Here is a 24,224-nt window from a genome sequence, read left to right on the forward strand (position 1 = left end):
AGCGCACAGACCAGCCACGCTGAACGGAAGGCCCGCAATGCCCACACCCGCAGACCGCGAGAAGTCGCTCGAGGCGGCGCTCGCCCAGATCGACCGCCAGTTCGGCAAGGGGTCGGTGATGCGCCTCGGCAGCGAGGATCGCGCGCCCGTCGAGGTCATCCCCACCGGCTCGATCGCGCTCGACGTGGCGCTCGGCGTCGGCGGACTGCCGCGCGGCCGCATCGTCGAGATCTACGGCCCCGAGTCCTCGGGCAAGACCACGCTCACGCTCCACGCGATCGCGAACGCCCAGCGCAACGGCGGCATCGCCGCGTTCATCGACGCCGAGCACGCGCTCGACCCCGAGTACGCGAAGAAGCTCGGCGTCGACATCGACTCGCTCCTGGTCTCGCAGCCCGACACGGGCGAGCAGGCGCTCGAGATCGCCGACATGCTGATCCGCTCCGGCTCGATCGACCTCGTCGTCATCGACTCGGTCGCCGCGCTCGTGCCCCGCGCCGAGATCGAGGGCGAGATGGGCGACAGCCACGTCGGCCTCCAGGCGCGCCTCATGTCGCAGGCGCTCCGCAAGATCACCGGTGGGCTCAACCAGACCAAGACCACCGCCATCTTCATCAACCAGCTGCGCGAGAAGATCGGCGTCTTCTTCGGCAGCCCCGAGACCACGGCCGGCGGCAAGGCGCTCAAGTTCTACGCCTCGGTGCGCCTCGACATCCGCCGCATCGAGACGCTCAAGGACGGCGCCGACGCGGTCGGCAACCGCACGCGCGTCAAGGTCGTCAAGAACAAGATGGCGCCGCCGTTCAAGCAGGCCGAGTTCGACATCCTGTACGGCACGGGCATCTCGCGCGAGGGCAGCCTGATCGACTTCGGCGTCGAGCACGGCATCGTCCGCAAGTCCGGCGCCTGGTACACCTACGACGGCGACCAGCTCGGCCAGGGCAAGGAGAAGGCCCGTCAGTTCCTGATCGACAACCCCGACCTCGCGCAGCAGATCGAGCAGCAGATCCTCACCAAGCTCGGCATCGGCGCGGGCAAGGCCGCGGCCGACGCCGCGGGCGTCGAGTCGCTCGAGGCGCGCAGGCAGGAGCGCAAGGGCGCGTGAGCGACCCCGATCGGCTGGCCGGCGTCACCGAGCTCTCCGCCTGGATCGCCTCTCGCGAGGACGATCCGGCGGAGCGCCGGTCGCCGGCCTTCGCCGCATGGCACGACGGCGACGACGACGACGAGGCGCCAGAGCTCGGAGTGCCGGAGCCTGTCGACGAGGAGGCGGCGCGCGGCATCGCGCTGCGCGCCCTCGGGCGGAAGGCGGCGAGCCGGCAGGAGCTCGATCGCACCCTCGAGCGGCGCGACGTCGAGCCCGACGTGCGCGAGGCCGTGCTCGATCGGCTCGAGCGCGACGGGCTCGTCGACGACGCTCAGCTCGCCCGCGATCTCGCCGAGCGGCTGCGCGAGCGCAAGCACCTCGGTGAGCGCGGCATCGCGGCCGAGCTGCGCAAGCGCGGCCTCGATCCGGAAGTCCTCGAGGCGAGCGACGACGACGCCGAGCTGCGGCGCGCGATCGAGGCGGCGGCCGAGCGTCGGCGCCGGATGGGTTCGCTCGATGACGACACCGCCGAGCGGCGGCTGGCCGGCTGGCTGCAGCGCCGAGGGTTCGGCGGCAGCACGGTCCGCATCGCGCTCGAGCGCACTCGGCCGAGGGGTCCCCGCTTTCGGTGATCCCTCAGCGTGCCTTCAGGATGCGAGGCTGTGTCGCGGCTAGGTTCGTGGCATGAAGAAGACCAGGATCCTTGCGCTGCCGGCTGTCGCGGCAGCTTCGCTGCTCGCCCTCACCGGGTGCTTCCAGCTCCCGCCCGTCGGCGGCGGCAACAACCCCGGCACGAGCACCGACCCGGGCACCGCCGGCGAGGACGTCGCAGGCACCTCCTGGACGGGCCAGATGGAGGGCTTCGCCGAGCTGAGCTTCACGCTCAACCCCGACGGCACCGTCGACATCAGCGAGTGGAACGGCGGCAGCGGCTTCGACAGCCCGCGCGACACCTGGTCCGGCGACAGCTCCGACCTCACGATCGTGATCACGCAGCTGCAGGACCCGAACAGCGAGGACCCGGCGTTCGACGTGACGTTCAACGGCACGGCCCAGGACGGCACGATGGACCTCAAGGGCGACGCTCCCGACGGCGAGTGGACGCTCTCGGCGACGCAGGACTGAGTCGCCACGAACGCACAGCAGCCCCGCGCTCCGGCGCGGGGCTGCTGGCGTCTGCGCCGGTACGCTGGAGGCCATGTCGACGATGCTCGCGCCGCGCACCTACGAGGTGAAGACCTTCGGCTGCCAGATGAACGTGCACGACTCCGAGCGGCTGCGCGGCTCGCTCGAGGAGGCCGGCTACGTCGAGGCCGTCGACGACGCCCCCGACGTCATCGTCATCAACACCTGCGCGGTGCGCGAGAACGCCGACCAGAAGCTCTACGGCCACCTGGGCCACCTCGCCCGCACGAAGCGCGAGCGCGAGGGCTTCCAGATCGCCGTCGGCGGCTGCCTCGCGCAGAAGGACCGCTCGACCATCCTCGAGAAGGCGCCGTGGGTCGACGTCGTCTTCGGCACCCACAACCTGGGCTCGCTGCCGGCGCTGCTCGAGCGCAGCCGGCACAACGGCGAGGCCGAGGTCGAGATCCTCGAGGCGCTCGAGGTGTTCCCCTCGACGCTGCCCACCAAGCGCGAGTCGACCTACGCGGGCTGGGTGTCCATCTCGGTCGGCTGCAACAACACCTGCACGTTCTGCATCGTGCCCTCGCTGCGCGGCAAGGAGCGCGACCGGCGTCCGGGCGAGATCCTCGCCGAGGTGCAGGCGCTCGTCGACGACGGCGCGATCGAGGTGACGCTGCTCGGCCAGAACGTCAACTCCTACGGCGTCGAGTTCGGCGACCGGCTCGCGTTCGGCAAGCTGCTGCGCGCCGCGGGCGAGATCGACGGCCTCGAGCGCATCCGCTTCACGAGCCCGCACCCCGCAGCGTTCACCGACGACGTCATCGACGCGATGGCCGAGACGGATGCTGTGATGCCGCAGCTGCACATGCCGCTGCAGTCGGGCTCCGACCGAGTGCTGCGCGCGATGCGGCGCTCCTACCGCTCCGCCAAGTTCCTCGGCATCCTCGACCGCGTGCGCGAGCGCATCCCGCACGCGGCGATCACGACCGACATCATCGTCGGCTTCCCCGGTGAGACGGAGGAGGACTTCGCCGAGACCCTGCGGGTCGTCGAGCAGGCGCGCTTCGCCTCGGCGTTCACCTTCCAGTACTCGATCCGCCCGGGCACGCCCGCGGCGACCATGCCCGACCAAGTGCCGAAGGAGGTCGTGCAGGAGCGCTTCGAGCGGCTCGTCGCGCTGCAGGACCACATCTCGTTCGACGAGAACCGGCGGCAGGTGGGGCGCACCGCCGAGGTGCTGGTCTCCGTCGGCGAGGGCAAGAAGGACGCCGAGACCCACCGGCTGACGGGCCGCGCCGAGGACAACCGGCTCGTGCACTTCAGCCCCGGCGGGCTCACGGGCGCCGATGCGCCGCGCCCCGGCGACGTCGTCACGGTCGAGATCACGCACGCCGCTCCGTTCCACCTCATCGCCGACGCCGAGCCGCTCGGGCTCCGGCGAACCCGCGCGGGCGACGCCTGGGATCGCGCGCAGGCGGACTCATGCGGGGTGCCCGCCACCGCATCCGCGACCGCCCCCGGCGGCCCGGTCTCCCTCGGCCTGCCGACGCTGCGCGTCGCCGGCTAGGCGCTGCCTGGGCGCGCGTGCGCCGGGCGCCTTGTCGGCGCCCACGAGCGGGTGTACGTTGCGCGCGTAGCGTCCCTCTGGGGAAGGAGCCCGACATGGGCGTTCCACGCAGCGTGCGCACCGCGCTCGCCGCCGTCGCAGCCGCAGCGTTCGTGCTCTCGGGCTCGATCGTCGCGACGGGGGCCGCTCAGGCCGCGCCCCCGCCGGTCTCGCAGCTGACGCGCATGGCGGCGCTCGGCGACTCCATCACCCTCGGCGTCTCCTCGTGCAGCAGCTGGACGAGCTGCACGCAGAACAGTTGGGCGGCAGGCACGAGCACGACCGTGTCGTCCCACCTGCTGCGGCTGCGCGCCGCAGGCGCCACGACCCTGGCCGCCTCCAACTACGCCGTGTCCGGGGCGCGCTCCGGCGGTCTGCTCGCGCAGGCGCAGAGCGCGGTGAGGGTGGGCGCCCAGTACGTCACGATCGAGATCGGCGCGAACGACGCGTGCACCCGCACGGTGGGGGAGATGACGCCCACGACGACCTTCCGGACCAACGTGCAGAACGCGCTCGCAGCGCTCGCTGCGGGCGGCGCTCCGCAGGTCTTCGTCGCGAGCATCCCGAGCCTGCAGCGCCTCTACGAGGTCAATCGCACGAGCAGCAGCGCGCGGCTCACCTGGGGCCTGCTGCGCATCTGCCAGTCGATGCTCGCGAACCCCAGCAGCACGCAGCCGGCCGACGTGCAGCGACGGGCAGCTGTGCAGCAGCGGGTCGACGAGTACAACGCCGCGCTCCAGCAGGCGTGCGCGGCGTACGCCACCTGCCGGTACGACGGGGGCGCAGTCGCGAGGTACGCCTTCGCGCGCACCGACATCTCCACGCGCGACTACTTCCACCCCTCGCTCGCCGGTCAGGCGAGGCTCGCGAGCCTGACCTGGCCGCCGAGCCAGTGGGCGAGCCCCTGACGACGCCGAGGCCGAGCCGCTCGCTACCCTGAGGGCATGGGCATCATCCCCGCGGCTCCGCACGGCGGCGCATCCGAGCGCCGCTCGCCGCGCTCGGCCACGTGAGCCTCATCGCCGTCGTCGGCGCGACAGGCACGGGCAAGACGGAGCGCTCGCTCGACATCGCCGACGCGGTCGTGCGGCTCGGCGGCTCGGCCGAGATCGTCAACTGCGACGCGATGCAGCTCTACCGCGGCATGGACATCGGCACCGCGAAGGCGCCGCTGGCCGAGCGCCGCGGCCACCCGCACCACCTGCTCGACGTGCTCGACCCGTGGGAGGACGCCGCCGTCGCCGCCTACCGCGAGGCGGCGCTCGACGCGATCACGGCGATCGAGGCGCGCGGCGCCGTGCCGATCCTCGTCGGAGGCAGCGGCCTGTACGCCTCGAGCGTGCTCTACGACTTCGCGTTCCCCGCGACCGACGAGGCGCTGCGGGCGCAGCTCGAGGCCGACCTCGAGCGCGAGGGAGCCGCCGCGATGCACGAGCGACTGGTCGCCGTCGACGCGGCGGCGGCGGAGGCGATCGGGCCGCACAACGGCCGTCGCCTCGTGCGAGCGCTCGAGGCGGTCACGCTGACGGGCGAGCCGTTCCGCGTGGGGCTGCCCCCCGAGGAGTCGCTCCTGCGGCCGACGCTCATCCAGCACGTGCGCCTCGAGCGCACCGCCCTCGTCAAGCGGCTCGACCGGCGCGTCGAGCGCATGTGGGCCGACGGGATCGTCGCCGAGGCGCAGCGGCTGCGGGACGCCGGCATCGAGCGCGGCACGACGGCCCAACAGGCGATCGGCTACCGCCAGGCGCTCGACCAGCTCGACGGCGCGCTCAGCGAAGCGGCGGCGATCGAGCGCACCCAGGCGCTCACGCGGCGCTACGCGCGCCGGCAGGTGTCGTGGTTCCAGCGCTACCCCGCGGCACCGGATGCGGAGCCGGACGCGCTCGCCCAGCACGCGCTCGCTAGCCTGGAGGCATGACAGCACTCGCGAGCGGCACCTTCTCCAAGGGCCACGGGACGGGCAACGACTTCGTGCTCGTCGCCGACCCCGACGGCGCCGCGCCGCTCACGCCCGAGCGCGTGCGCGCGCTCGCCGACCGCCGCTTCGGGATCGGCGGCGACGGTGTCATCCGAGCCGTGCGCGCGGGCGCGACCGGCGACGCCGCGCTCGACGCGGCCCCCGCCGGCACGTGGGCGATGGACTACTGGAACTCCGATGGCAGCGTGAGCGAGATGTGCGGCAACGGCGTGCGCGTCTTCGTGCGCTTCCTCCTCGAGTCCCGGCTCGCGCAGCTCGCCGACGGCGAGGGCATCGACATCGCGACGCGCGCCGGACTCAAGCGCGTCGTGCGTCGCGGCGACCGCTTCTCGGCCGACCTCGGGCCGTTCGAGCTCGGCGGCGACCGGCTCGTCGGGGCAGGCGGGCTGCAGGTCGATCGGCCCGGGCTCGACGTCTCGACGGGCAACCCGCACGTCGTCGTCGCGCTCGCCGGCGACGACGAGCTCGACGCGCTGCAGCTGCACGAGGCGCCCTCCCTCGACCCTGCGCCGCCGGACGGCGCGAACGTCGAGTTCGTCGTGCCCGGCACGATCGCCGACGGCGTCGGCTCCATCCGCATGCGGGTCCACGAGCGCGGCTCGGGCGAGACGCTCTCGTGCGGCACGGGCGCGGTGGCTGCGGCGATGGCGACGCGGCACTGGTCAGGGGATGCGGCGGATCGGTGGATCGTGGACGTGCCCGGCGGGCGCCTCGAGGTCGAGGTCGACGAGCGCGGTCACGCGTGGCTCACGGGCCCCGCAGAGCTCGTCTTCCGGGGCGAGGGGATCAGTCCGGCGCGGTGACGGCGATGATGCGGTACGTGCGCTTCGAGTCGGCGCGCTCGACCTCGAAGCCCTCGAAGCGCTCGGCGAGCCACCGCAGCAGCGAGTCGGCGCCGAGGTGCTTCTGCACCACGAGCCACGCCGTCGCCCCCGGCGCGAGCCGCGGGATCCACGTCTCCAGCAGCTCGTGCAGCTGCGCCTTGCCGATCCGGATGGGCGGGTTCGACCAGATGGCGGCGAACCGCAGGTCCTCCGGCACCCGGTCTGGCGTCGCAGGCACGATGTTCGATAGGCTGAGCAGCTCGGCATTCCGCTCCACGAGCGAGAGCGCACGGGCGTTGACGTCGACCGCCCAGACCCGCGCGCCGGGGGAGCGCACGGCGAGCGTCGAAGCGATCGGCCCCCAGCCGCAGCCGAGATCCAGCAGCTCGCCCGTCGCGGGCGGTGCGGGCACCGCATCCAGCAGCACCGCGGTGCCGACGTCGAGCCGGTCGCCGGAGAACACCCCTGTGGCGGTGACCATCTCCCGCTCGCGCCCGGCGATCGGCACCCGGATGGTCCGGACCGACTCGGGTGCGACGGGCTCGGCAGAGAAGTAGTGGTCCGGCACGGACACGACAGTAGCGAAGGACTCCACGATGGCAGAACCGCAGGACCACCCCGGCGACCGCGCGATGGAGCGCATCCTCGCCTGGGCGCAGCCCGCGGAGGGCGCGGTGCTCTCCGAGCGCGCGCAGGCGCTCCAGGCCGACGACGGCCTCGCCGACACCGACGGCGAGCAGTACGACCGCGAGGAGCGCGCGGCGCTGCGCCGCGTCGACGGGCTCCGCACCGAGCTCGAGGACGTCACCGAGGTCGAGTACCGGCAGCTGCGGCTCGAGAACGTCGTGCTCGTCGGCGTCCACTCCGGATCCGCCGAGGACGCGGAGCACTCGCTCCGCGAGCTCGCGGCGCTCGCCGAGACCGCGGGCGCCCGCGTGCTCGACGGCATGCTGCAGCGGCGGCCCAACCCCGATCCCGCGACCTACGTGGGGCGCGGCAAGGCCGAGGAGCTCGCCGCGATCGTGCAGGAGCTCGGCGCCGACACCGTCGTCGCCGACAGCGAGCTCTCGCCGAGCCAGCGTCGTGCGCTCGAGGATCGCGTGAAGGTCAAGGTCATCGACCGCACGGCGGTCATCCTCGACATCTTCAGCCAGCACGCCAAGAGCCGCGAGGGCAAGGCCCAGGTCGAGCTCGCGCAGCTCGAGTACCTGCTGCCGCGCCTGCGCGGCTGGGGCGAGTCGATGTCGCGCCAGGCCGGTGGGCAGGTCGGCGGCCAGGGCGCCGGCATGGGCTCGCGCGGACCGGGTGAGACGAAGATCGAGCTCGATCGCCGTCGCATCCACACGCGGATGGCGCGGCTGCGCAAGCAGATCAAGGGCTTCGCACCCGCCCGAGCGGCGAAGCGCGCGAACCGGGACCGCTTCGAGGTGCCGGGCGTCGCGATCGCCGGTTACACGAACGCGGGCAAGTCGTCGCTGCTCAACCGCATCACCGGCGCGGGCGTGCTGGTCGAGAACGCGCTCTTCGCGACGCTCGACGCGACCGTGCGGCGCGCCCGCACGCCGGATGGGCGCGAGTTCACGATCGCCGACACCGTCGGCTTCGTCCGCAACCTGCCGCACCAGCTCGTCGAGGCGTTCCGGTCGACGCTCGAGGAGGTGTCCGAGTCGGAGGTGATCGTCCACGTGGTCGACGCGAGCCACGCGGACCCCGCCTCGCAGATCGCGACGGTGCGCGACGTGCTGGGGGAGACCGGTGCGCGCTCGATCCCCGAGATCGTCGTGTTCAACAAGGCCGACCTCATCAGCGACGACGACCGGCTCGTGCTGCGGGGCCTGCAGCCGGATGCGATCTTCGCCTCCGCGCGCACGGGGGAGGGCGTCGACGAGATCCTCGCCCGCATCGGCGAGCTGCTGCCGCGGCCCGAGCTGCCGGTGTCGCTGCTCGTGCCCTTCGACCGCGGCGATGTCGTGGCGATGCTGCACGACCGGTTCGAGGTCGTGCACGAGCAGTACGAGGAGGCAGGGACGCGCATCGACGCAAAGGTCTCCGAGGCCGTGCTGCCGCAGCTCGCCGAGTTCCGGGTGGACCCCGCGACGAGCTAGGCCCCGGCGCGCCGAACCGCGTCGGTCGCGGCGCGGCAGCGCGCGGCTGGATCTACCGGCTAGATCGCGCGGAGGACCGCGACGACCTTGCCGAGCACCTCGGACTCGTCGCCGAGGATCGGCTCGAAGGCCGAGTTGCGCGGCAGCAGCCACGTGTGGCCGTCGCGCTGCTTGAAGACCTTGACCGTGGCCTCGCCGTCGAGCATGGCCGCGACGATGTCGCCGTTGACCGCGTCGCGCTGCTGGCGCACGACGACCCAGTCGCCGTCGCAGATGGCTGCGTCGATCATCGAGTCGCCCACCACCTTGAGCATGAAGAGGTCGCCGCCGCTGCCCACGAGCTGCTTCGGCAGCGGCATGACGTCCTCGATCTGCTCCTCGGCGGTGATCGGGATGCCGGCGGCGATGCGCCCCACCATGGGGACGAACGCGGCCTGCTCGATGCTGCCGACGGTCTCGTCGGCGTCGTCCGCCACCAGCACCTCGATCGCGCGCGGGCGCGCGGGATCGCGGCGGATCATGCCGGCGAGCTCGAGCTGGCCCAGCTGGTGCGTCACGCTCGAGAGCGAGGACAGGCCTACGGCATCGCCGATCTCGCGGTAGCTGGGCGGGTAGCCCCGCTGTCGCACCGCCTGCTGGATGACCCTCAGGATCGCCTGCTGCTTCTCGCTCAGCTGCCTCGTCATGCCCGCTCCGCTCTCTCGTCGGCTCAGCGGTCGTGACGCGATGTCAGTGGCCCGCGATTGACTCCTCGTGGTTCGAAAGCGTATCCGACAGGACGCCCGGATCAAACGGATGTTCGAGCGTGTCGCGCAGAACTTGCGCGGCAGGGCTTGACGCATCCGGTCACTCGAAGATAGGTTCGAAACAGAGATTCGCAGACGATGCTCCCGGCCGAGCATCGTCTGCGGATCCCAACGAGAGGAGTCCCGATGACTGCCATCGCCACCACCGCAGCGCCGATCCGCATCCGGATGACCGCGCGCGGCCGCAGGGCGCTCGCCCTCCTCGTCGCCGCACCCGTGCTCGCGGCCGGTGCGCTCGCCGGCGCCGGCGTGCTCGGCGACGCCGTCGCCGGTGCTGTCGCGTCGTCGTCGACGGCGACGGTCGAGCTCGAGACCGTCACGGTCGTGCCGGGTCAGTCGCTGTGGCAGATCGCCGCGTCGGTCGCGCCCGAGGCCGACCCGCGCGACGTCGTCGCCGAGATCGAGCTGCTCAACGGCATCCGCGGAGCGATCCAGCCCGGCGAGCAGCTCGCGATCCCCGCGCACTACTCGCGCTGAGCGTCGCGCGCCGCGCGCCGCACCGCCTCCGTCCTAGGCTGGTTCGGTGACGAGCCTCGACGACCTCCCGATCCGCGACGACCTCCGTGGCCTGACGCCGTACGGCGCGCCGCAGCTCGAGGTGCCCGTGCGGCTGAACGTCAACGAGAACGCCTATCGGGTGCCGGAGGAGGTGGCGCTCGACATCGTGCAGGAGATCGCGCGCGCGCTCCCGGATGCCAACCGCTACCCCGATCGCGAGTTCGACGCGCTGCGCCGGGGCTTCGCGGAGTACCTCGGGCACGGACTGACGCCGGCGCACATCTGGGCAGGCAACGGTTCGAACGAGGTGCTGCAGCACGTGCTGCAGGCCTTCGGCGGCCCGGGCCGCTCGCTGCTCTCGTTCACGCCGACCTACTCGATGTACCCGCTGCTCGCGCAGGGCGTCGGGATGCGCTGGGTACCCGTGCCGCGCGCCGCCGACTTCACGCTCACCCCGGACGCGGTCCGCGCGGCGATCGCCGAGCACGACCCCGACGTCGTGTTCCTGTGCACGCCGAACAACCCCACGGGCACGCCGCTCGGCCTCGACGTGATCGAGGCCGCGGCCGAGGCAGCGAGCGGCATCGTGCTCGTCGACGAGGCCTACACCGAGTTCGCGCATGACCGCAGCCAGACCGCGCTGTCGCTGCTCGAGCGCTTCCCGCGCCTGCTCGTCTCGCGCACGATGAGCAAGGCGTTCGCGTTCGCGGGCGTGCGCGTCGGCTACCTCGCCGCGCACCCCGCCGTGATCGACGCGCTGCGGCTCGTGCGCCTGCCCTACCACCTCTCCGCCATCACCCAGGCGGCCGCGATCGCAGCCCTCCGCCACAGCGACGCGATGCTCGCGAGGGTCGACGCGCTGCGCGAGCAGCGCGACCGCATCGTCGACGAGCTCGGCGCCCTCGGCCTGCAGCCCTACCCCTCGGACGCCAACTTCGTGCTGGTCGGCGGGGTCGCCGACCCGCAGGCGACGTTCCGCGCGCTGCTCGACCGGGGCATCCTCGTGCGCGACGTCGGGCTGCCCGGGACGCTCCGCATCACGGCCGGCACGCCCGCCGAGACGACCGCGGTGCTCTCGGCCATGGCCGAGCTGGCCGACGCATAGGATCGAGGCATGGCCCGCACCGCAACCATCGAGCGCTCGACGAGCGAGTCCACCATCCGGCTCTCCCTCGACCTCGACGGCACCGGCACGTCGTCCATCTCGACGACGGTGCCCTTCTACGACCACATGCTCACGGCCTTCGCCAAGCACTCGCTTATCGACCTCGAGGTCACGGCGACGGGCGACATCGACATCGACGCGCACCACACCGTCGAGGACACCGCGATCGCCCTCGGGCTCGCGCTGCGCGACGCGCTCGGCGACAAGTCGGGCGTGCGCCGCTACGGCGACGCGACCGTGCCGCTCGACGAGGCGCTCGCGCGGGCCGTCGTCGACCTGTCGGGCCGACCGTTCCTCGTGCACGGCGGCGAGCCCGCCGGCTTCGAGCTGCACCGCATCGGCGGCCACTTCACGGGCTCGCTCGTGCGGCACGTCTTCGAGGCCATCACCCTCAACGCGCGCATCACCGCGCACATCGACGTGCTCGCGGGCCGCGACCCGCACCACATCGCCGAGGCCGAGTTCAAGGCGTTCGCGCGCGCGATGCGCGTCGCCGTCGAGCACGACGCGCGCGTGAGCGGCGTGCCCTCGACCAAGGGAGCGCTGTGACGGCTCCCCGCCCCACGGTCGCCCTGCTCGACTACGGGCTCGGCAACGTCCACTCGGCCGCGAAGGCGCTCGAGGCGGCCGGCGCCGACGTGACGCTCACGGCCGACCGCGCCACGGTGATGGAGGCCGACGGCCTCGTCGTGCCCGGCGTCGGCTCGATGGCTGCGTGCATGGCCGGGATCCAGGCGATCCGCGGGGGCGAGCTCATCGGCCGGCGGCTCGCGGGCACGCGTCCGGTGCTCGGCATCTGCGTCGGCATGCAGGTGCTCTTCACCGCGGGCGAGGAAGGCGGCGTGCACACCAACGCGCTCGACGAGTGGCCCGGCACCGTGCGCCGCCTCAAGGCCGACGTCCTGCCGCACATGGGCTGGGCCGAGGTCGAGGCGCCCGAGGACTCGCAGCTCTTCGCCGGCATCCGCGACGAGCGCTTCTACTTCGTGCACTCCTACGCGGCCACCGAGTGGACGATCGAGCCGCATCCCCGCATGCGCCAGCCGCGCGTGACCTGGGCCGAGCACGGCGAGCGCTTCCTGGCCGCCGTCGAGAACGGCCCGCTCTCCGCCACCCAGTTCCACCCCGAGAAGTCGGGGGAGGCCGGCATCCGGCTGCTCACGAACTGGGTGCGCGGCCTCTGAACCCGCGCGAGTAGCATCGCACCGGCTCCTCGACCGGCCCCTCGACCGGCCCACCCACCGAAGAAGGCATCGCCATGACCGATTTCAACCAGTCGCCCAAGCTCCAGCTGCTCCCCGCCATCGACGTCGCCGACGGCAAGGCGGTGCGCCTCACGCAGGGCAAGGCCGGCACGGAGACGTCGTTCGGCAGCCCGGTCGACGCGGCCGAGGACTGGGTGCGCCAGGGCGCCGAGTGGATCCACCTCGTCGACCTCGACGCCGCCTTCGGTCGCGGCGACAACCGCGGCGTCATCAAGAAGGTCATCAAGGCCGTGAAGGGCCGCGTGCAGGTCGAGCTCTCCGGCGGCATCCGCGACGAGGCGTCCCTCGAGGCGGCGCTCGCCACGGGCGTCAAGCGCATCAACCTCGGCACCGCCGCGCTCGAGAACCCCGAGTGGACCGCGGCGGTCATCGCCGAGTACGGCGACCAGATCGCGGTGGGTCTCGACGTGCGCGGCACGACGCTCGCCGCGCGCGGCTGGACGCAGGACGGCGGTGACCTGTGGCACGTGCTCGACCGGCTCGAGGCGGCGGGCTGCAGCCGCTACGTCGTGACCGACGTCACGAAGGACGGCACGCTCAAGGGCCCGAACCTCGAGCTCCTCAAGCAGGTCGCGGAGCGCACGCAGAAGCCGATCGTCGCCTCGGGCGGGGTCTCGAGCCTCGACGACATCGCGGCGCTGCGCGAGCTCGTGCCGCACGGCGTCGAGGGCGCGATCGTCGGCAAGGCGCTCTACGCCGGAGCCTTCACGCTCGTCGCGGCGCTGGACGTCGCGGGCAGCTAGGCGCCGCCGTGAGCCGCGAGGCCGACTCGGCGGGGCGGCCCTGGGAGGGGCGCTCGTTCCAGCACCACGACACGGCGTACGCCGACGACGACGGCTCGGCGCCGGCGGGCTACCTCGAGTCGGTGCGCAGGCTCGCCGCGGGGGAAGCCGGCCGCGCGGGCGTCGTCGAGGCGCTGCGCGGCGAGCGACTCCTCGTGCCGCTCCTCGCTGCGGCGGGGGAGACGGGCCTCGACGAGCGCGGCCGCACGATCGACAAGACGCAGGAGCTCTCGATCGTCACGGTCGCAGGGCCCGACGGCGGCGCGATCCTGCCGATGTTCTCGCACGTGCAGGCGATGCAGGCGTGGAACGCCAAGGCGCGCCCCGTGCCGACGAGCGTGCAGCGCGCCGCCGCAGCGGCGCTCGACGGTCCCGCGCGCGTCGTCGTCGACCCGGGCGCCGAGAGCGAGTTCGTGCTGAGCCGCTCCATGCTCGAGGCCCTGCTCGCGGATGCGCCGTGGACGTGGGGCGTCGAGGACCCGGGCGTGCACGCGGTCGTCCTCGCCGCGATGTTCGCGCAGCCCGCCGTGGAGGCCGTCGTGCTCGCCACGGGCGACCCCCGCTCCACGCTCGCCGGCGCCGACCTCGAGGTGCACGCGCTCGTCGGCGCGGCCGCGGACGAGCACGACGCACCTGCGCAGGTGCAGCGCGCGGTCGCGGCGATCGGCGAGGCCGACGTCGTGCGCGAGCGCATCGCGAGCCTCGCGGTGCGCGTGCACCGCTGGGACGGGGGAGCGGTGCGCGTCCCGCTCGCGGCCGAGGCGACCCTCGCGCTGACGCGGGCCGATTGGGCAGCCCGCGCCTGAGCGCTCAGACGACCGAGCCGGTGAACTTCTCGCCCGGGCCCTTGCCCGGCGCATCCGGGATCGTGCTCGCCTCGCGGAAGGCGAGCTGCACCGAGCGCAGGCCGTCGCGCAGCGGCGCGGCGTGGATGCTGCCCACCTCGGGCGCCGCCGCCGTCACGAGCCCGGCGAGGGCGTTGATGAGCTTGCGCGCCTCGTCGAGGTCGAGCTGCTGCTCGGGGTCGTCGGCGAGGCCGACCTTGACCGCCGCGGCGCTCAGGAGGTGGATCGCGACGGTGTTGATGAGCTCGACCGCCGGCACCTCCGCGATGTCGCGAGCCTCGGCGAGGCCGTCGTCGTGATGGGTGTGCTCGGCGGCGTCGGACATCGCGTTCTTCTCCCGAAGGGTTGTCTCTGGTAGGCTTCTGCAGGTTTCGGGCATTCGCCCGGAGGTGAAAGAGGAGCAATCCCACCCGCAGCCGTCTCCAGGCTACCGGGTCTGCAGCACCAGGCGCCCGTCGCCGCAGGTGCTGAGCCGCGCGGCACCGCTCGCGTTCCGGCTCCTCTCTCGCCGTGCACCAGCACACAGCACCAACGAGAAGGAGCCCGCGATCAGCGATCCCCGCATCAACGAGCGCATCCGCGTTCCGGAAGTCCGACTGGTCGGCCCTGCCGGCGAGCAGGTCGGCGTCGTCCGGGTCGAGGATGCCCTTCGGCTTGCCCGCGAGGCGGATCTCGACCTCGTCGAGGTCGCGCCCGACGCACGCCCGCCCGTCGTCAAGATCATGGACTACGGCAAGTTCAAGTACGAGCAGGCGCAGAAGGCCAAGGATGCCCGGCGCAACCAGGCGAACACCGACCTCAAGGAGGTCCGCTTCCGCCTGAAGATCGACGAGCACGACTACGAGACCAAGCGCAAGCGCGCCCAGGGCTTCCTCGAGGGCGGCGACAAGGTCAAGGCGATGATCCTCTTCCGCGGCCGCGAGCAGTCGCGCCCGGAGCTGGGCGTCAAGCTGCTGCAGCGCTTCGCCGAGGACATCCGCGAGTTCGGCGCCGTCGAGTCGTCGCCGACCATCGACGGTCGCAACATGACGATGATCGTCGGGCCGCTGCGCTCGAAGGCGGATGCGAAGGCCGAGCAGAACGCCGCGCGCATCGCCCAGAAGAAGGCGCAGCAGGAGAAGCGTCGCGCCGAGTCGCAGAAGAAGGCCGCGCATCAGGCCGAGATCGAGGCGGCTCGTCCGCCGCGCCCGGCGCCCGCGCCGCGCACGCGCCCCGAGCCCGAGCCGACGCGCTCGAGCCGACCCGTGTCGTCCTCGTCGCGGCCGTCGTCCTCGTCGCGCCCGCGCACCGAGTCGCGCAGCGAGCCCCGCTCCGAGCCGCGCGGCGACGCGCGTCCGAAGCAGCAGGCGCGCACGGTGCAGCCGACTCCGGCCGCGGCACCGCGCCCGGCGTCCGCCCCCAAGCCCGCCGCCGCATCCGGCGCGACCCCTGCCGCGCCTGCCGCGGCGAAGCCCGCTGCGTCCGCAGCGCCCAAGCCCGCCGCGAAGCCGGGCGCCCCGAAGCCTGCGGCGAAGCCCGCGGCGCCGGCGGCCGCCAAGCCCGCGGCGCCCAAGGCCACGCCGACGGCCAAGCCCGGCGGCAAGCCAGCATCCGAGTAGGAGAGAAGAATGCCCAAGCAGAAGACGCACTCCGGTGCGAAGAAGCGCTTCAAGGTCACCGGCAGCGGCAAGATCCGCAAGCAGCAGGCTGGCATGCGCCACAACCTCGAGGTGAAGTCGTCGGTCCAGACGCGCCGCCTCAACAAGGACAAGGTCCTGGCCCCCGCCGACGCCAAGACCATCAAGAAGCTGCTCGCCCGCTGACGCGCGCGACGAAGAAGACAGAAGAGGGAACAGACTCATGGCACGTGTCAAGAGGGCCGTCAACGCCGCCAAGAAGCGCCGCGTCATCCTGGAGCAGGCCGAGGGCTACCGCGGGCAGCGCTCGCGCCTCTACCGCAAGGCGAAGGAGCAGCTCCTCCACTCGCACGTCTACGCGTTCCGCGACCGCAAGGCGAAGAAGGGCGACTTCCGCCGCCTGTGGATCCAGCGCATCAACGCCGCCGCTCGCCAGAACGGCCTGACGTACAACCGCCTCATCCAGGGCCTCGGCCTCGCGGGCATCGAGGTCGACCGCCGCATGCTCGCAGACCTCGCGGTCAACGAGCCCGCCACGTTCGCGGCGCTCGTCGAGTCGGCCAAGTCGGCGCTCCCCGCCGACACCTCGGCGCCGAAGTCGGACGCCTCGGCGGCCTGACATGCTCGACAGCCCCCGCGCGCCCCGCGTGCGTGAGGCTGCCAGGCTCCAGCAGCGAGCAGCCCGGTCTCAGACCGGGCTGTTCCTGTTGGAGGGGCCGTCCGCCCTCGACGAGGCCGTGCGCTGGCAGCCGCAGCACCTCGTCGAGGTCTTCGCGACCGACGCCGCGCGCGAGCGCCACGCCGCGCTGCTCGGCGCCGCGTCGGCGCACGCGCCCGTCACCGCCGTCTCCGAGCGCGCGCTCGCCGCGATCGCCGACACCGTCCGCCCCCAGGGCATCGTCGCCGTCGCCAAGCAGGCGCCGGTCTCGCTCGATGCCGCGATCGCCCGCGCCGCCGCCGCTCCGCATCCGCTCGTCGCGATCCTCCACGAGGTGCGCGACCCGGGGAACCTCGGCACGATCCTCCGCGCGGCCGACGCGGCTGGCGCATCCGCCGTCGTCGTCACGGCCAACTCGGTCGACCCCTACAGCCCCAAGGTCGTGCGCTCCACGACCGGATCGCTCTTCCACGTCGACCTCGCCGTCGGTGCGAGCACGGCGGATGCGGTGGGTGCCGCGCGCGCGGCCGGCCTGCAGGTGCTCGCCGCCGACGTGTCGGGGGAGGAGCTCACCGCGATCCAGGCCGAGGGCGCGCTCGCCGCGGGGACCGCATGGCTCTTCGGCAACGAGGCGCGCGGCCTCGACGCCGCGACCCTCGCGCTCGCCGATCGCACGGCGCGGCTGCCGGTCTACGGCGAGGCGGAGTCGCTCAACCTCGCGACCGCCGCATCCGTGTGCCTCTACCAGAGCGCCTTCGCGCAGCGCGCCTGAGCGCGGTCGCGCTGTCCCCCATGTAAGGGGCTCCGGGTAACCGTTTCGTTGCGATCGCCGTCGTCCGGGCCCGATCTGCGGGCTGACCATGGTTGTATGAGGCCATGCAGCCCCTTGTCGAGCTCGACCACGTCAACAAGCACTACGGCGAGCTCCATGTCCTCAACGACATCAACGTCACCATCCCCAAGGGCCAGGTCGTCGTCGTCATCGGCCCCTCGGGATCGGGCAAGTCGACGTTCTGCCGCGCGATCAACCGCCTCGAGACGATCGATTCGGGCGAGATCCGCATCGACGGCACGCCGCTGCCCTCGGAGGGACGGGCGCTCGCGCAGCTGCGGGCCGATGTCGGCATGGTGTTCCAGTCGTTCAACCTCTTCTCGCACAAGACGATCCTCGACAACGTCACGCTCGGGCCGATCAAGGTGCGCGGCAAGAGCCGGAAGGCGGCCGAGGAGCACGCGATGCACCTGCTCGAGCGCGTCGGGATCGCGAACCAGGCGAACAAGATGCCCGCGCAGCTCTCGGGCGGCCAGCAGCAGCGCGTCGCCATCGCCCGCTCGCTGGCGATGGAGCCGAAGCTCATGCTCTTCGACGAGCCCACGAGCGCGCTCGACCCGGAGATGATCAACGAGGTGCTCGACGTCATGGTCGAGCTCGCGAAGGGCGGCATGACGATGGTCACCGTCACGCACGAGATGGGATTCGCGCGCAAGGCCGCCGACCGCGTGCTCTTCATGGCGGACGGCAAGGTCATGGAGGACTCGACTCCGGAGTCGTTCTTCACGGACCCCCAGACTTCGCGCGCGAAGGACTTCCTCTCGAAGATCCTCACGCACTGATCCGTCCAGTCCCACACATCCCACCACTGAAGGAGAAGCACCATGCGCAGCAAGAGCAAGGTCACGCTCGGCGTGGCCGCACTCGCGGTCTTCGCGCTGACCGCGTGCGGCGGCCCCGCGGGCACGACGTCGTCCGACCCGGCCGACGAGCCGGCAGAGCCCGGCGCCGCGAGCGGCGAGCACCCCTACGGCCTCGAGGTCGCGGAGTCGCCCGAGTTCGAGGCGGGCACCACGATGGCGGAGTTCGCCGAGGCGGGCGCCATCACCATCGGCACGAAGTTCGACCAGCCGCTGTTCGGCCTCGTCGGCCCTGACGGCAACCCGGAGGGCTTCGACGTCGCCGTCGGGTCGCTGATCGCCGCAGAGCTCGGCATCCCCTTCGAGAACATCGACTGGGAGGAGACGGTCTCCGCCAACCGCGAGACGTTCATCGAGAACGGCAACGTCGACATGGTCGTGGCGACGTACACGATCAACGACGCGCGCAAGGAGAAGATCGACTTCGCCGGCCCGTACTACGAGGCTGGCCAGGCGCTCATGGTGCAGGCGGGCAACCCCGAGGGCATCACCGGCCCGGAGGACGTCGCGGGCCTCGCGGTCTGCTCGGTCGAGGGCTCGACGCCGGCCGGCCGCATCGTCGACGAGTACGGTGCGCAGCTGCAGGCGACGGACACCTACTCCAACTGCCTCGACCCGCTGCGCAACGGCCAGGTCGTCGCGGTCACGACCGACAACGTGATCCTCGCCGGCTTCGTCGACCAGAACCCGGGTGAGTTCGAGCTCGTCAACGACGGTGAGACGTTCACCTCGGAGCCCTACGGCATCGGCATCACGAAGGGCGACGACGCCTTCCGCGCCTGGATCAACGACGTCCTCGAGGAAGCTGTCGCCGACGGCACCATGGCGTCGCTGTGGGAGCAGACGGCGGGCACGGTGCTGCCGACGCCCGAGTTCCCGGCGCCCGACCGCTACTGATCGACACCCGTGACCCGGATGCGGGGGCTTGCCCCCGCATCCGGTGACCGGATGAGGGACTGATGGAAGCACTCTTCGAGAACGGCCCCCTGTGGGTGCAGGGCATGCTGGCGACCCTGCTGCTGACCGGCGCCACCACGCTCTTCGGCCTGCCGATCGGCATCCTGCTCGCCGGCATGCGCGTCTCACCCGTCGCCGCGCTGCGCGTCGTCGCGACGGTGTGGACGGAGGTCGCGAGGAACACGCCTCTGACGCTCGTGTTCTTCTTCACGGCATTCGTGCTCCCGAAGCTCGGCATCATCCTCGACTTCCAGGTGGGTGCGATCATCGCGCTCACCTACTACACGAGCGCGTTCTTCGCCGAAGCGGTGCGCTCGGGCATCAACTCCGTACCCATGGGCCAGGCGGAGGCGTCGCGGTCCATCGGCCTCGGCTTCGGGCAGACCATGGCGCTCGTCGTGCTGCCTCAGGCGTTCCGCAGCGTGCTGCCGCCCCTCATCAACGTCATCATCGCGCTGGTCAAGAACACCTCGGTCGCGATGGGCTTCTTCGTCTTCGTGCTGGTGTCGGTCGCCTACCGCCTCTCCAACAGCTACGGCGACCAGGCGCTGCAGATCTTCATCGGCATCGCCCTCAGCTACCTGATCATCACGGTGCCGCTCGGCCAGTTGGTCGACCACCTCGAGCGCAAGTGGAGCGTGCAACGATGAGCGGCTCCGTCCTCTTCGACGCCCCGGGGCCTAACGCCATCCGGCGCTCCCGCATCCTCTCGATCGTCTTCGCCGTCGTCGCGGTTGTCGCGCTCGTGCTGGCGGTCTACCAGCTCTGGCTCGGCGGCGCCTTCTACCAGGATCGGTGGGACATCTTCGCGCGCGAGGAGCTGTGGTTCGGCGCGCGCGGGCTGATGGTCGGCCTCGGCACCACGCTCTCGATCGCCGGCATCGCCGCAGTCGGCGCGATCGTGCTGGGAATCGTGCTCTCCATCCTGCGCAACGCCTACAGCCCGTGGGTGCGCATCCCGGTCACGATCGTGCTCGAGTTCTTCCGCGGCATGCCGGTGCTGCTGATGATGCTGTTCATCCTCATCGTCTTCGCGTCGGGCGCCTACTGGGCCGTCGTGTGGGCGCTGATCGTGTACAACGGCGCGATCATCGGCGAGGCGCTGCGGGCGGGCATGAAGTCGCTGCCCAAGGGCCAGCGCGAGAGCGGTCTCGCCATCGGGCTGACGCCGCTGCGCACCACGCTCGAGATCGAGCTCCCGCAGGCCTTCCGCATCATGCTGCCGATCATCCTGGCGCAGCTCATCGTGCTGCTGAAGGACACCTCGCTCGGCTACATCGTGGGCTCGCCCGAGATCATCCGCATCGGCCGGCAGCTCGTCGACTTCTACGACCGGCAGGGCGGCCCCTACGCGCTGTCCATGTTCTTCGTGCTGCTGGCGGTGTTCCTCGGCATCAACCTGACGCTCTCCTGGCTCGTGCGGGTGCTCTCGCGCAGGCTGACGCGGCCGCGCCGTGGCGGGCCCAACCTCGACGGTTCGAAGACCGAGGCGATCCCGGTGTCCACGACCGCGATGCGCACGGCACGCACGACCGATGCCGAAGATCCCACGAAGCTCCCGGGAGCGAGCGGCACGCTCGGAGGCTGAGGCCCCTCCGGTCGTTCGTCGCCGAGGACGTCTTCGCGCGTCGGTAGGATCGTCTGGTGCCACAACCCGACGACAACGCCGACCTCGGCGCGCGCGTCGACGCCGCGGTGACCGCGGCGCTCGCCGCCATCGAAGCCGCCACCACGACCGCCGAGCTGCAGGCCGCGAAGGCCGCCCACAACGGGCAGGGCAGTGCGCTCGCCGCCCTCAACGGCAGCCTGCGCGACATCGCGCCCGAGGATCGCAAGGCCGCCGGCCAGGTCATCGGCGCCGGGCGCGGCCGCGTCGCCGAGGCGATCGCCGCCCGCCAGGGCGAGCTCGCCGCCGCCGAGGAGGCCGCGCAGCTCGAGGCCGAGCGGGTCGACGTGACGGCCCTGCCGCGCCTGCGCACCGCCGGTGGGCGGCATCCGCTCACGATGCTCGTCGACGAGATGAGCGACGTCTTCGTCGGAATGGGGTGGGAGGTCGCCGAGGGCCCCGAGCTCGAGCACGAGTGGTACAACTTCGACGCCCTCAACGTCGACCCCGACCACCCCGCGCGCGGCGAGTCCGACACCTTCTACGTCGCGCCGATGGACCGGCACATGGTGCTGCGCACGCAGACGAGCCCCGTGCAGGCGCGCTCGATGCTCAGCCGCGAGCTGCCGCTGTACATCGTCTCGCCGGGCCGGGTGTACCGCACCGACGACATCGACGCGACCCACCTGCCCGTCTTCACGCAGATCGAGGGCCTCGCGGTCGACAAGGGCATCACGATGGCGCACCTGCGCGGCACGCTCGAGCACCTCGCGCGCACGATGTTCGGCGAGGAGGCGAAGATCCGCCTGCGCCCCAACTACTTCCCCTTCACCGAGCCGAGCGCCGAGATGGACGTCTGGCATCCCGGTGCCCGCGGCGGTGCCCGCTGGATCGAGTGGGGCGGCTGCGGCATGGTCAACCCGAACGTGCTGCGCGCCGCCGGGATCGACCCCGACGTCTACACCGGCTTCGCCTTCGGCATGGGCATCGAGCGCACCCTGCAGTTCCGGTACCAGCTCGACGACATGCGCGACATGATCGAGGGCGATGTGCGCTTCACCGAGCAGTTCGGGATGGTGATCTGAATGCGGATTCCGCTGTCATGGCTCGCGGAGCACGTCGAGCTGCCGAAGGACGACGCCGCCGAGTGGCTGCACGCGCAGCTCGTGCGCGTCGGCTTCGAGGAGGAGGCGGTGCACGGCGGTGAGCTGCGCGGGCCGATCGTCGTCGGCCGCGTGCTCGACTTCGTCGACGAGCCGCAGAAGAACGGCAAAACCATCCGCTGGTGCCAGGTCGACGTGGGCGAGGCCCACGGCGGCGTGCGCGGCATCGTGTGCGGCGCGCTCAACTTCGTCGCGGGCGACCGCGTCGTCGTGACGCTGCCGGGCGCCGACCTCGGCGGCTTCGAGATCGCCGCGCGCAAGACCTACGGCCACGTCTCCGACGGCATGATCGCCTCGGTGCGCGAGCTCGGCATCGGCGACGACCACGACGGCATCCTGCGCCTCGACGAGGCGGGCATCCCGGGCGAGGTCGGCGACGACGCCCTCGCGATCCTGGGGCTCGACGACCAGGCGGTCGAGATCAACGTGACGCCCGATCGCGGGTACGCGCTCTCCATCCGCGGCATCGCGCGCGAGCTCGCCTCGGCGACCGGCCAGGTCTTCACCGACCCCGCCGAGACCGCGCGACGCGCGGACACCGGCCCCGCCGCATCCGGCTTCGACGTCGCGCTCGCGGACGACGCGCCGATCCGCGGCCGCGCCGGCTGCTCGCGCTTCGTCGTGCGCGTCGTGCGCGGCATCGACGCCCAGCGCCCGACGCCCGGCTGGATGGCGTCGCGTCTGCGCCTCGCGGGCGTCCGCTCGATCTCGCTCCCGGTCGACATCACCAACTACGTGATGCTCGAGCTCGGCCAGCCGATCCACGGCTACGACCTCGCCAAGCTGCGCGGCGGCATCGTCGTGCGGCGCGCAGGCGCAGGGGAGCGGCTCACGACCCTCGACGGCGCCGACCGCGCGCTGAGCACCGAGGACCTGCTCATCGCCGACGACCGGGGCCCGATCGGGCTCGCCGGCGTCATGGGCGGCGCCGAGACCGAGATGGACGACACGACCCGCGACGTGCTCATCGAGGCCGCGTCGTTCGACAGCGTCTCGATCGGCCGCACCGCGCGCCGCCACAAGCTCTTCTCGGAGGCCTCGAAGCGCTACGAGCGCGGCGTCGACCCCGCGGTGGCCGACGCCGCGGCCGCGCGCGTCGCGCAGCTGCTCGTCGAGCTCGCGGGCGGCACGGTCGACGCCCTCGGCACCGACGTCGGCTCGGTGCCGCAGCGCGCCGCGATCACGATCCCGGTGGGCTTCTGGAGCAGGATCCTGGGCGCCGAGTACACCGACGACGAGGCGCGCGACGCGCTCGTCGCGATCGGCGCCGACGTCGTCGACCAGGGGGCGGACGCGTGGGTCGTCACGCCGCCGTCGTGGCGCCCGGACCTCGTCGACCGCGAGAGCCTCGTCGAGGAGATCGCGCGCATCGTCGGCTTCGACCGCATCCCGTCGGTGCTGCCGGTCGCTCCGCCCGGACGCGGCTTCACGCGCGCGCAGCGGCTGCGCCGCAAGGTCGCCGACGCGCTCGCGTCCGCCGGCCTCACCGAGGTGCTCGTCGCGCCCTTCGCCACCGAGCGCCAGGCGCGCATGGCGGGCGCCGAGCCCGTGCGGCTCGAGAACCCGCTCGACGGGGAGCGGCCGTGGATGCGCACGGCGCTCGTGCCGGGCATGCTCGACACCGCGCATCGCAACCTCGGCCGCGGGCTGACCGACCTCGCGCTCTTCGAGCTCGGGCGCGTGTTCGTCGCCGTCGAGGGGCAGGGCACGGATGAGCTGCCCGACGCCGCTGCGCGTCCCGCCGACGAGGTGCTCGTCGAGCTCGACCGGCTCCCGGCGCAGCCCGACCACGCCGCCGTCGTGCTGCTCGGCGAGCGGGTGCGCAAGCAGCCCGGCCGCGCGGCCGAGCGCTACGGCATCGCCGACGCGATCGAGGCCGCCGAGCGCGTCGCGCGCACGCTCGGGCTCTCGCTCGAGGTGCGGCAGGCGCAGCGCGACTGGCTGCACCCGGGCCGTGCGGCAGAGCTGCTCGTCGGCGAGGAGGTCGTCGGCGTCGCCGGCGAGCTGCTGCCCTCGATCGCCGCGGACGCCGACCTGCCGCGCGTGGTCGCGGTGGCCGAGCTCGACCTGAGCGCCATGCTCGAGCGCGCGCGCCTGCAGCTCGACACGCAGGTGATCGCGCCGGTGCCGGCGGCGACGCAGGACCTCTCGGTCGTCGTGCGGCACGACGTGCCTGCCGGCGACGTGCAGCGCGCCGTGCGGGACGGCGCTGGTGCGCTGCTCGAGCACATCGCGCTCGTCGACGACTACCGGGGCGCGGGCCTCGGCGAGGGCGAGAAGTCGCTCACCTTCGCGCTGCGCTTCCGAGCGCACGACCGCACGCTCACCGCGGCCGAGGCGTCGGAGGCGAAGCTCGCGGGCCTCGCCGTGGCCGCCGAGCGTCACGGCGCGCACCTGCGCGAGTAGCCTCCCGGTCGGCTGCGAGCCCGCCGGGGTAGCATCCGCG

At 72.4% G+C, this 24,224-nt stretch carries 27 protein-coding genes; 24 read left to right on the top strand and 3 right to left on the bottom strand.

Features of this window, described 5'->3' with window-relative positions; translation table 11 throughout:
- The first annotated feature begins 37 nt into the window (after positions 1-37).
- The 7 genes from recA to dapF all read left to right on the top strand — a co-directional run bounded on the left by recA (position 38) and on the right by dapF (position 6,599).
- Entirely contained in the window at positions 38-1,105 is a 1,068-nt protein-coding gene (gene recA / locus BLT67_RS11970; RefSeq protein WP_092667225.1) for a recombinase RecA, read from the top strand.
- Positions 1,102-1,719, top strand: coding sequence for a regulatory protein RecX (locus BLT67_RS11975; protein WP_092667226.1), 618 nt, complete (start codon positions 1,102-1,104; stop codon positions 1,717-1,719). The genes recA and BLT67_RS11975 overlap by 4 nt, the downstream gene beginning before the upstream one ends.
- Positions 1,720-1,771: 52 nt before the next feature.
- A complete protein-coding gene (locus tag BLT67_RS11980; RefSeq protein ID WP_092667227.1) occupies positions 1,772-2,212 on the top strand; it encodes a hypothetical protein in 441 nt (146 codons plus the stop codon).
- Positions 2,213-2,285: 73 nt separating this feature from the next.
- Complete coding sequence (gene miaB, locus BLT67_RS11985) at positions 2,286-3,779, top strand: tRNA (N6-isopentenyl adenosine(37)-C2)-methylthiotransferase MiaB (protein WP_092667228.1); 1,494 nt, start codon at positions 2,286-2,288, stop codon at positions 3,777-3,779.
- A gap of 95 nt (positions 3,780-3,874) precedes the next feature.
- On the top strand, positions 3,875-4,726 hold the full coding sequence (locus tag BLT67_RS11990; RefSeq protein ID WP_092667229.1) for an SGNH/GDSL hydrolase family protein: 852 nt from the start codon (positions 3,875-3,877) through the stop codon (positions 4,724-4,726).
- Positions 4,727-4,827: 101 nt separating this feature from the next.
- Positions 4,828-5,736, top strand: coding sequence for a tRNA (adenosine(37)-N6)-dimethylallyltransferase MiaA (gene miaA, locus BLT67_RS11995; protein ID WP_092667230.1), 909 nt, complete (start codon positions 4,828-4,830; stop codon positions 5,734-5,736).
- Entirely contained in the window at positions 5,733-6,599 is an 867-nt protein-coding gene (dapF, locus tag BLT67_RS12000) for a diaminopimelate epimerase (RefSeq protein WP_092667231.1), read from the top strand. The genes miaA and dapF overlap by 4 nt, the downstream gene beginning before the upstream one ends.
- Here dapF and BLT67_RS12005 read toward each other — a convergent pair.
- Positions 6,583-7,194 carry a class I SAM-dependent methyltransferase gene (locus BLT67_RS12005; RefSeq protein ID WP_231945492.1) on the bottom strand — a complete coding sequence of 204 codons (612 nt, stop codon included), beginning with the start codon at positions 7,192-7,194 and terminating at the stop codon, positions 6,583-6,585. The genes dapF and BLT67_RS12005 overlap by 17 nt on opposite strands.
- Before the next feature lie 22 nt (positions 7,195-7,216).
- Here BLT67_RS12005 and hflX point away from each other — a divergent pair, with 22 nt between their 5' ends.
- Positions 7,217-8,725 carry a GTPase HflX gene (gene hflX / locus BLT67_RS12010; protein ID WP_092667232.1) on the top strand — a complete coding sequence of 503 codons (1,509 nt, stop codon included), beginning with the start codon at positions 7,217-7,219 and terminating at the stop codon, positions 8,723-8,725.
- A 59-nt stretch (positions 8,726-8,784) separates the two neighbouring features.
- Here hflX and lexA read toward each other — a convergent pair whose 3' ends face one another.
- Positions 8,785-9,411, bottom strand: a complete 627-nt coding sequence (gene lexA, locus BLT67_RS12015; RefSeq protein ID WP_172802021.1) for a transcriptional repressor LexA — start codon at positions 9,409-9,411, stop codon at positions 8,785-8,787.
- Between the two features lie 246 nt (positions 9,412-9,657).
- Here lexA and BLT67_RS12020 point away from each other — a divergent pair, with 246 nt between their 5' ends.
- The 6 genes from BLT67_RS12020 to BLT67_RS12045 all read left to right on the top strand — a co-directional run bounded on the left by BLT67_RS12020 (position 9,658) and on the right by BLT67_RS12045 (position 14,047).
- Positions 9,658-10,008, top strand: coding sequence for a LysM peptidoglycan-binding domain-containing protein (locus BLT67_RS12020; protein ID WP_092667234.1), 351 nt, complete (start codon positions 9,658-9,660; stop codon positions 10,006-10,008).
- A 46-nt stretch (positions 10,009-10,054) separates the two neighbouring features.
- Positions 10,055-11,134: a histidinol-phosphate transaminase gene (locus BLT67_RS12025; RefSeq protein WP_092667235.1), complete on the top strand. Its 1,080-nt coding sequence runs from the start codon at positions 10,055-10,057 to the stop codon at positions 11,132-11,134.
- A gap of 9 nt (positions 11,135-11,143) precedes the next feature.
- Positions 11,144-11,743: an imidazoleglycerol-phosphate dehydratase HisB gene (gene hisB, locus BLT67_RS12030; protein WP_092667236.1), complete on the top strand. Its 600-nt coding sequence runs from the start codon at positions 11,144-11,146 to the stop codon at positions 11,741-11,743.
- Positions 11,740-12,378 (top strand): imidazole glycerol phosphate synthase subunit HisH, encoded by a 639-nt coding sequence (gene hisH, locus BLT67_RS12035; protein WP_092667237.1) that lies wholly within the window; start codon positions 11,740-11,742, stop codon positions 12,376-12,378. The genes hisB and hisH overlap by 4 nt, the downstream gene beginning before the upstream one ends.
- A gap of 74 nt (positions 12,379-12,452) precedes the next feature.
- Positions 12,453-13,202 carry a bifunctional 1-(5-phosphoribosyl)-5-((5-phosphoribosylamino)methylideneamino)imidazole-4-carboxamide isomerase/phosphoribosylanthranilate isomerase PriA gene (priA, locus tag BLT67_RS12040; protein WP_092667238.1) on the top strand — a complete coding sequence of 250 codons (750 nt, stop codon included), beginning with the start codon at positions 12,453-12,455 and terminating at the stop codon, positions 13,200-13,202.
- 8 nt (positions 13,203-13,210) lie between these two features.
- A complete protein-coding gene (locus tag BLT67_RS12045; RefSeq protein WP_092667239.1) occupies positions 13,211-14,047 on the top strand; it encodes an SseB family protein in 837 nt (278 codons plus the stop codon).
- Positions 14,048-14,051: 4 nt separating this feature from the next.
- Here the strand turns inward: BLT67_RS12045 and BLT67_RS12050 are convergent, their stop codons facing one another.
- Positions 14,052-14,411, bottom strand: coding sequence for a DUF1844 domain-containing protein (locus BLT67_RS12050; RefSeq protein WP_092667240.1), 360 nt, complete (start codon positions 14,409-14,411; stop codon positions 14,052-14,054).
- 139 nt (positions 14,412-14,550) lie between these two features.
- Here BLT67_RS12050 and infC point away from each other — a divergent pair, with 139 nt between their 5' ends.
- The 10 genes from infC to pheT all read left to right on the top strand — a co-directional run bounded on the left by infC (position 14,551) and on the right by pheT (position 24,184).
- Positions 14,551-15,684 carry a translation initiation factor IF-3 gene (gene infC, locus BLT67_RS12055; RefSeq protein WP_231945493.1) on the top strand — a complete coding sequence of 378 codons (1,134 nt, stop codon included), beginning with the start codon at positions 14,551-14,553 and terminating at the stop codon, positions 15,682-15,684.
- Between the two features lie 9 nt (positions 15,685-15,693).
- Positions 15,694-15,888, top strand: coding sequence for a 50S ribosomal protein L35 (gene rpmI / locus BLT67_RS12060; protein ID WP_092667241.1), 195 nt, complete (start codon positions 15,694-15,696; stop codon positions 15,886-15,888).
- A gap of 37 nt (positions 15,889-15,925) precedes the next feature.
- Complete coding sequence (rplT, locus tag BLT67_RS12065; RefSeq protein WP_092667242.1) at positions 15,926-16,321, top strand: 50S ribosomal protein L20; 396 nt, start codon at positions 15,926-15,928, stop codon at positions 16,319-16,321.
- A gap of 1 nt (position 16,322) precedes the next feature.
- Complete coding sequence (locus BLT67_RS12070; protein WP_092667243.1) at positions 16,323-17,132, top strand: TrmH family RNA methyltransferase; 810 nt, start codon at positions 16,323-16,325, stop codon at positions 17,130-17,132.
- A gap of 104 nt (positions 17,133-17,236) precedes the next feature.
- Positions 17,237-17,974, top strand: coding sequence for an amino acid ABC transporter ATP-binding protein (locus tag BLT67_RS12075; protein WP_092667244.1), 738 nt, complete (start codon positions 17,237-17,239; stop codon positions 17,972-17,974).
- A gap of 42 nt (positions 17,975-18,016) precedes the next feature.
- Positions 18,017-18,949: a glutamate ABC transporter substrate-binding protein gene (locus BLT67_RS12080; protein ID WP_092667245.1), complete on the top strand. Its 933-nt coding sequence runs from the start codon at positions 18,017-18,019 to the stop codon at positions 18,947-18,949.
- 62 nt (positions 18,950-19,011) lie between these two features.
- The gene (locus BLT67_RS12085; protein ID WP_092667246.1) at positions 19,012-19,659 is read left to right on the top strand and encodes an amino acid ABC transporter permease; all 648 of its coding nucleotides are present in this window, start codon (positions 19,012-19,014) and stop codon (positions 19,657-19,659) included.
- Positions 19,656-20,597 (top strand): amino acid ABC transporter permease, encoded by a 942-nt coding sequence (locus BLT67_RS12090; RefSeq protein ID WP_092667247.1) that lies wholly within the window; start codon positions 19,656-19,658, stop codon positions 20,595-20,597. Before BLT67_RS12085 ends, BLT67_RS12090 begins: the two co-directional genes overlap by 4 nt.
- A 56-nt stretch (positions 20,598-20,653) precedes the next feature.
- Positions 20,654-21,700 carry a phenylalanine--tRNA ligase subunit alpha gene (gene pheS / locus BLT67_RS12095; protein ID WP_092667248.1) on the top strand — a complete coding sequence of 349 codons (1,047 nt, stop codon included), beginning with the start codon at positions 20,654-20,656 and terminating at the stop codon, positions 21,698-21,700.
- A complete protein-coding gene (pheT, locus tag BLT67_RS12100; RefSeq protein WP_092667249.1) occupies positions 21,701-24,184 on the top strand; it encodes a phenylalanine--tRNA ligase subunit beta in 2,484 nt (827 codons plus the stop codon).
- Positions 24,185-24,224 lie beyond the last annotated feature (40 nt).

The organism is Agrococcus carbonis (genome assembly GCF_900104705.1).
GTDB lineage: Bacteria > Actinomycetota > Actinomycetes > Actinomycetales > Microbacteriaceae > Agrococcus > Agrococcus carbonis.

Excerpts from the sequence above, each read along its gene's own strand:
- BLT67_RS12070 (WP_092667243.1), top strand. The coding sequence starts at position 16,323 with ATGCTCGACAGCCCCCGCGCGCCCCGCGTGCGTGAGGCTGCCAGGCTC.
- BLT67_RS12075 (WP_092667244.1), top strand. The coding sequence starts at position 17,237 with ATGCAGCCCCTTGTCGAGCTCGACCACGTCAACAAGCACTACGGCGAG.
- BLT67_RS12085 (WP_092667246.1), top strand. The coding sequence starts at position 19,012 with ATGGAAGCACTCTTCGAGAACGGCCCCCTGTGGGTGCAGGGCATGCTG.
- lexA (WP_172802021.1), bottom strand. The coding sequence starts at position 9,411 with ATGACGAGGCAGCTGAGCGAGAAGCAGCAGGCGATCCTGAGGGTCATC.
- dapF (WP_092667231.1), top strand. The coding sequence starts at position 5,733 with ATGACAGCACTCGCGAGCGGCACCTTCTCCAAGGGCCACGGGACGGGC.
- priA (WP_092667238.1), top strand. The coding sequence starts at position 12,453 with ATGACCGATTTCAACCAGTCGCCCAAGCTCCAGCTGCTCCCCGCCATC.
- recA (WP_092667225.1), top strand. The coding sequence starts at position 38 with ATGCCCACACCCGCAGACCGCGAGAAGTCGCTCGAGGCGGCGCTCGCC.
- rplT (WP_092667242.1), top strand. The coding sequence starts at position 15,926 with ATGGCACGTGTCAAGAGGGCCGTCAACGCCGCCAAGAAGCGCCGCGTC.
- BLT67_RS12090 (WP_092667247.1), top strand. The coding sequence starts at position 19,656 with ATGAGCGGCTCCGTCCTCTTCGACGCCCCGGGGCCTAACGCCATCCGG.
- BLT67_RS12050 (WP_092667240.1), bottom strand. The coding sequence starts at position 14,411 with ATGTCCGACGCCGCCGAGCACACCCATCACGACGACGGCCTCGCCGAG.
- BLT67_RS12020 (WP_092667234.1), top strand. The coding sequence starts at position 9,658 with ATGACTGCCATCGCCACCACCGCAGCGCCGATCCGCATCCGGATGACC.
- BLT67_RS11980 (WP_092667227.1), top strand. The coding sequence starts at position 1,772 with ATGAAGAAGACCAGGATCCTTGCGCTGCCGGCTGTCGCGGCAGCTTCG.
- hisB (WP_092667236.1), top strand. The coding sequence starts at position 11,144 with ATGGCCCGCACCGCAACCATCGAGCGCTCGACGAGCGAGTCCACCATC.
- miaB (WP_092667228.1), top strand. The coding sequence starts at position 2,286 with ATGTCGACGATGCTCGCGCCGCGCACCTACGAGGTGAAGACCTTCGGC.
- pheT (WP_092667249.1), top strand. The coding sequence starts at position 21,701 with ATGCGGATTCCGCTGTCATGGCTCGCGGAGCACGTCGAGCTGCCGAAG.
- rpmI (WP_092667241.1), top strand. The coding sequence starts at position 15,694 with ATGCCCAAGCAGAAGACGCACTCCGGTGCGAAGAAGCGCTTCAAGGTC.
- hflX (WP_092667232.1), top strand. The coding sequence starts at position 7,217 with ATGGCAGAACCGCAGGACCACCCCGGCGACCGCGCGATGGAGCGCATC.
- BLT67_RS12080 (WP_092667245.1), top strand. The coding sequence starts at position 18,017 with ATGCGCAGCAAGAGCAAGGTCACGCTCGGCGTGGCCGCACTCGCGGTC.
- BLT67_RS11990 (WP_092667229.1), top strand. The coding sequence starts at position 3,875 with ATGGGCGTTCCACGCAGCGTGCGCACCGCGCTCGCCGCCGTCGCAGCC.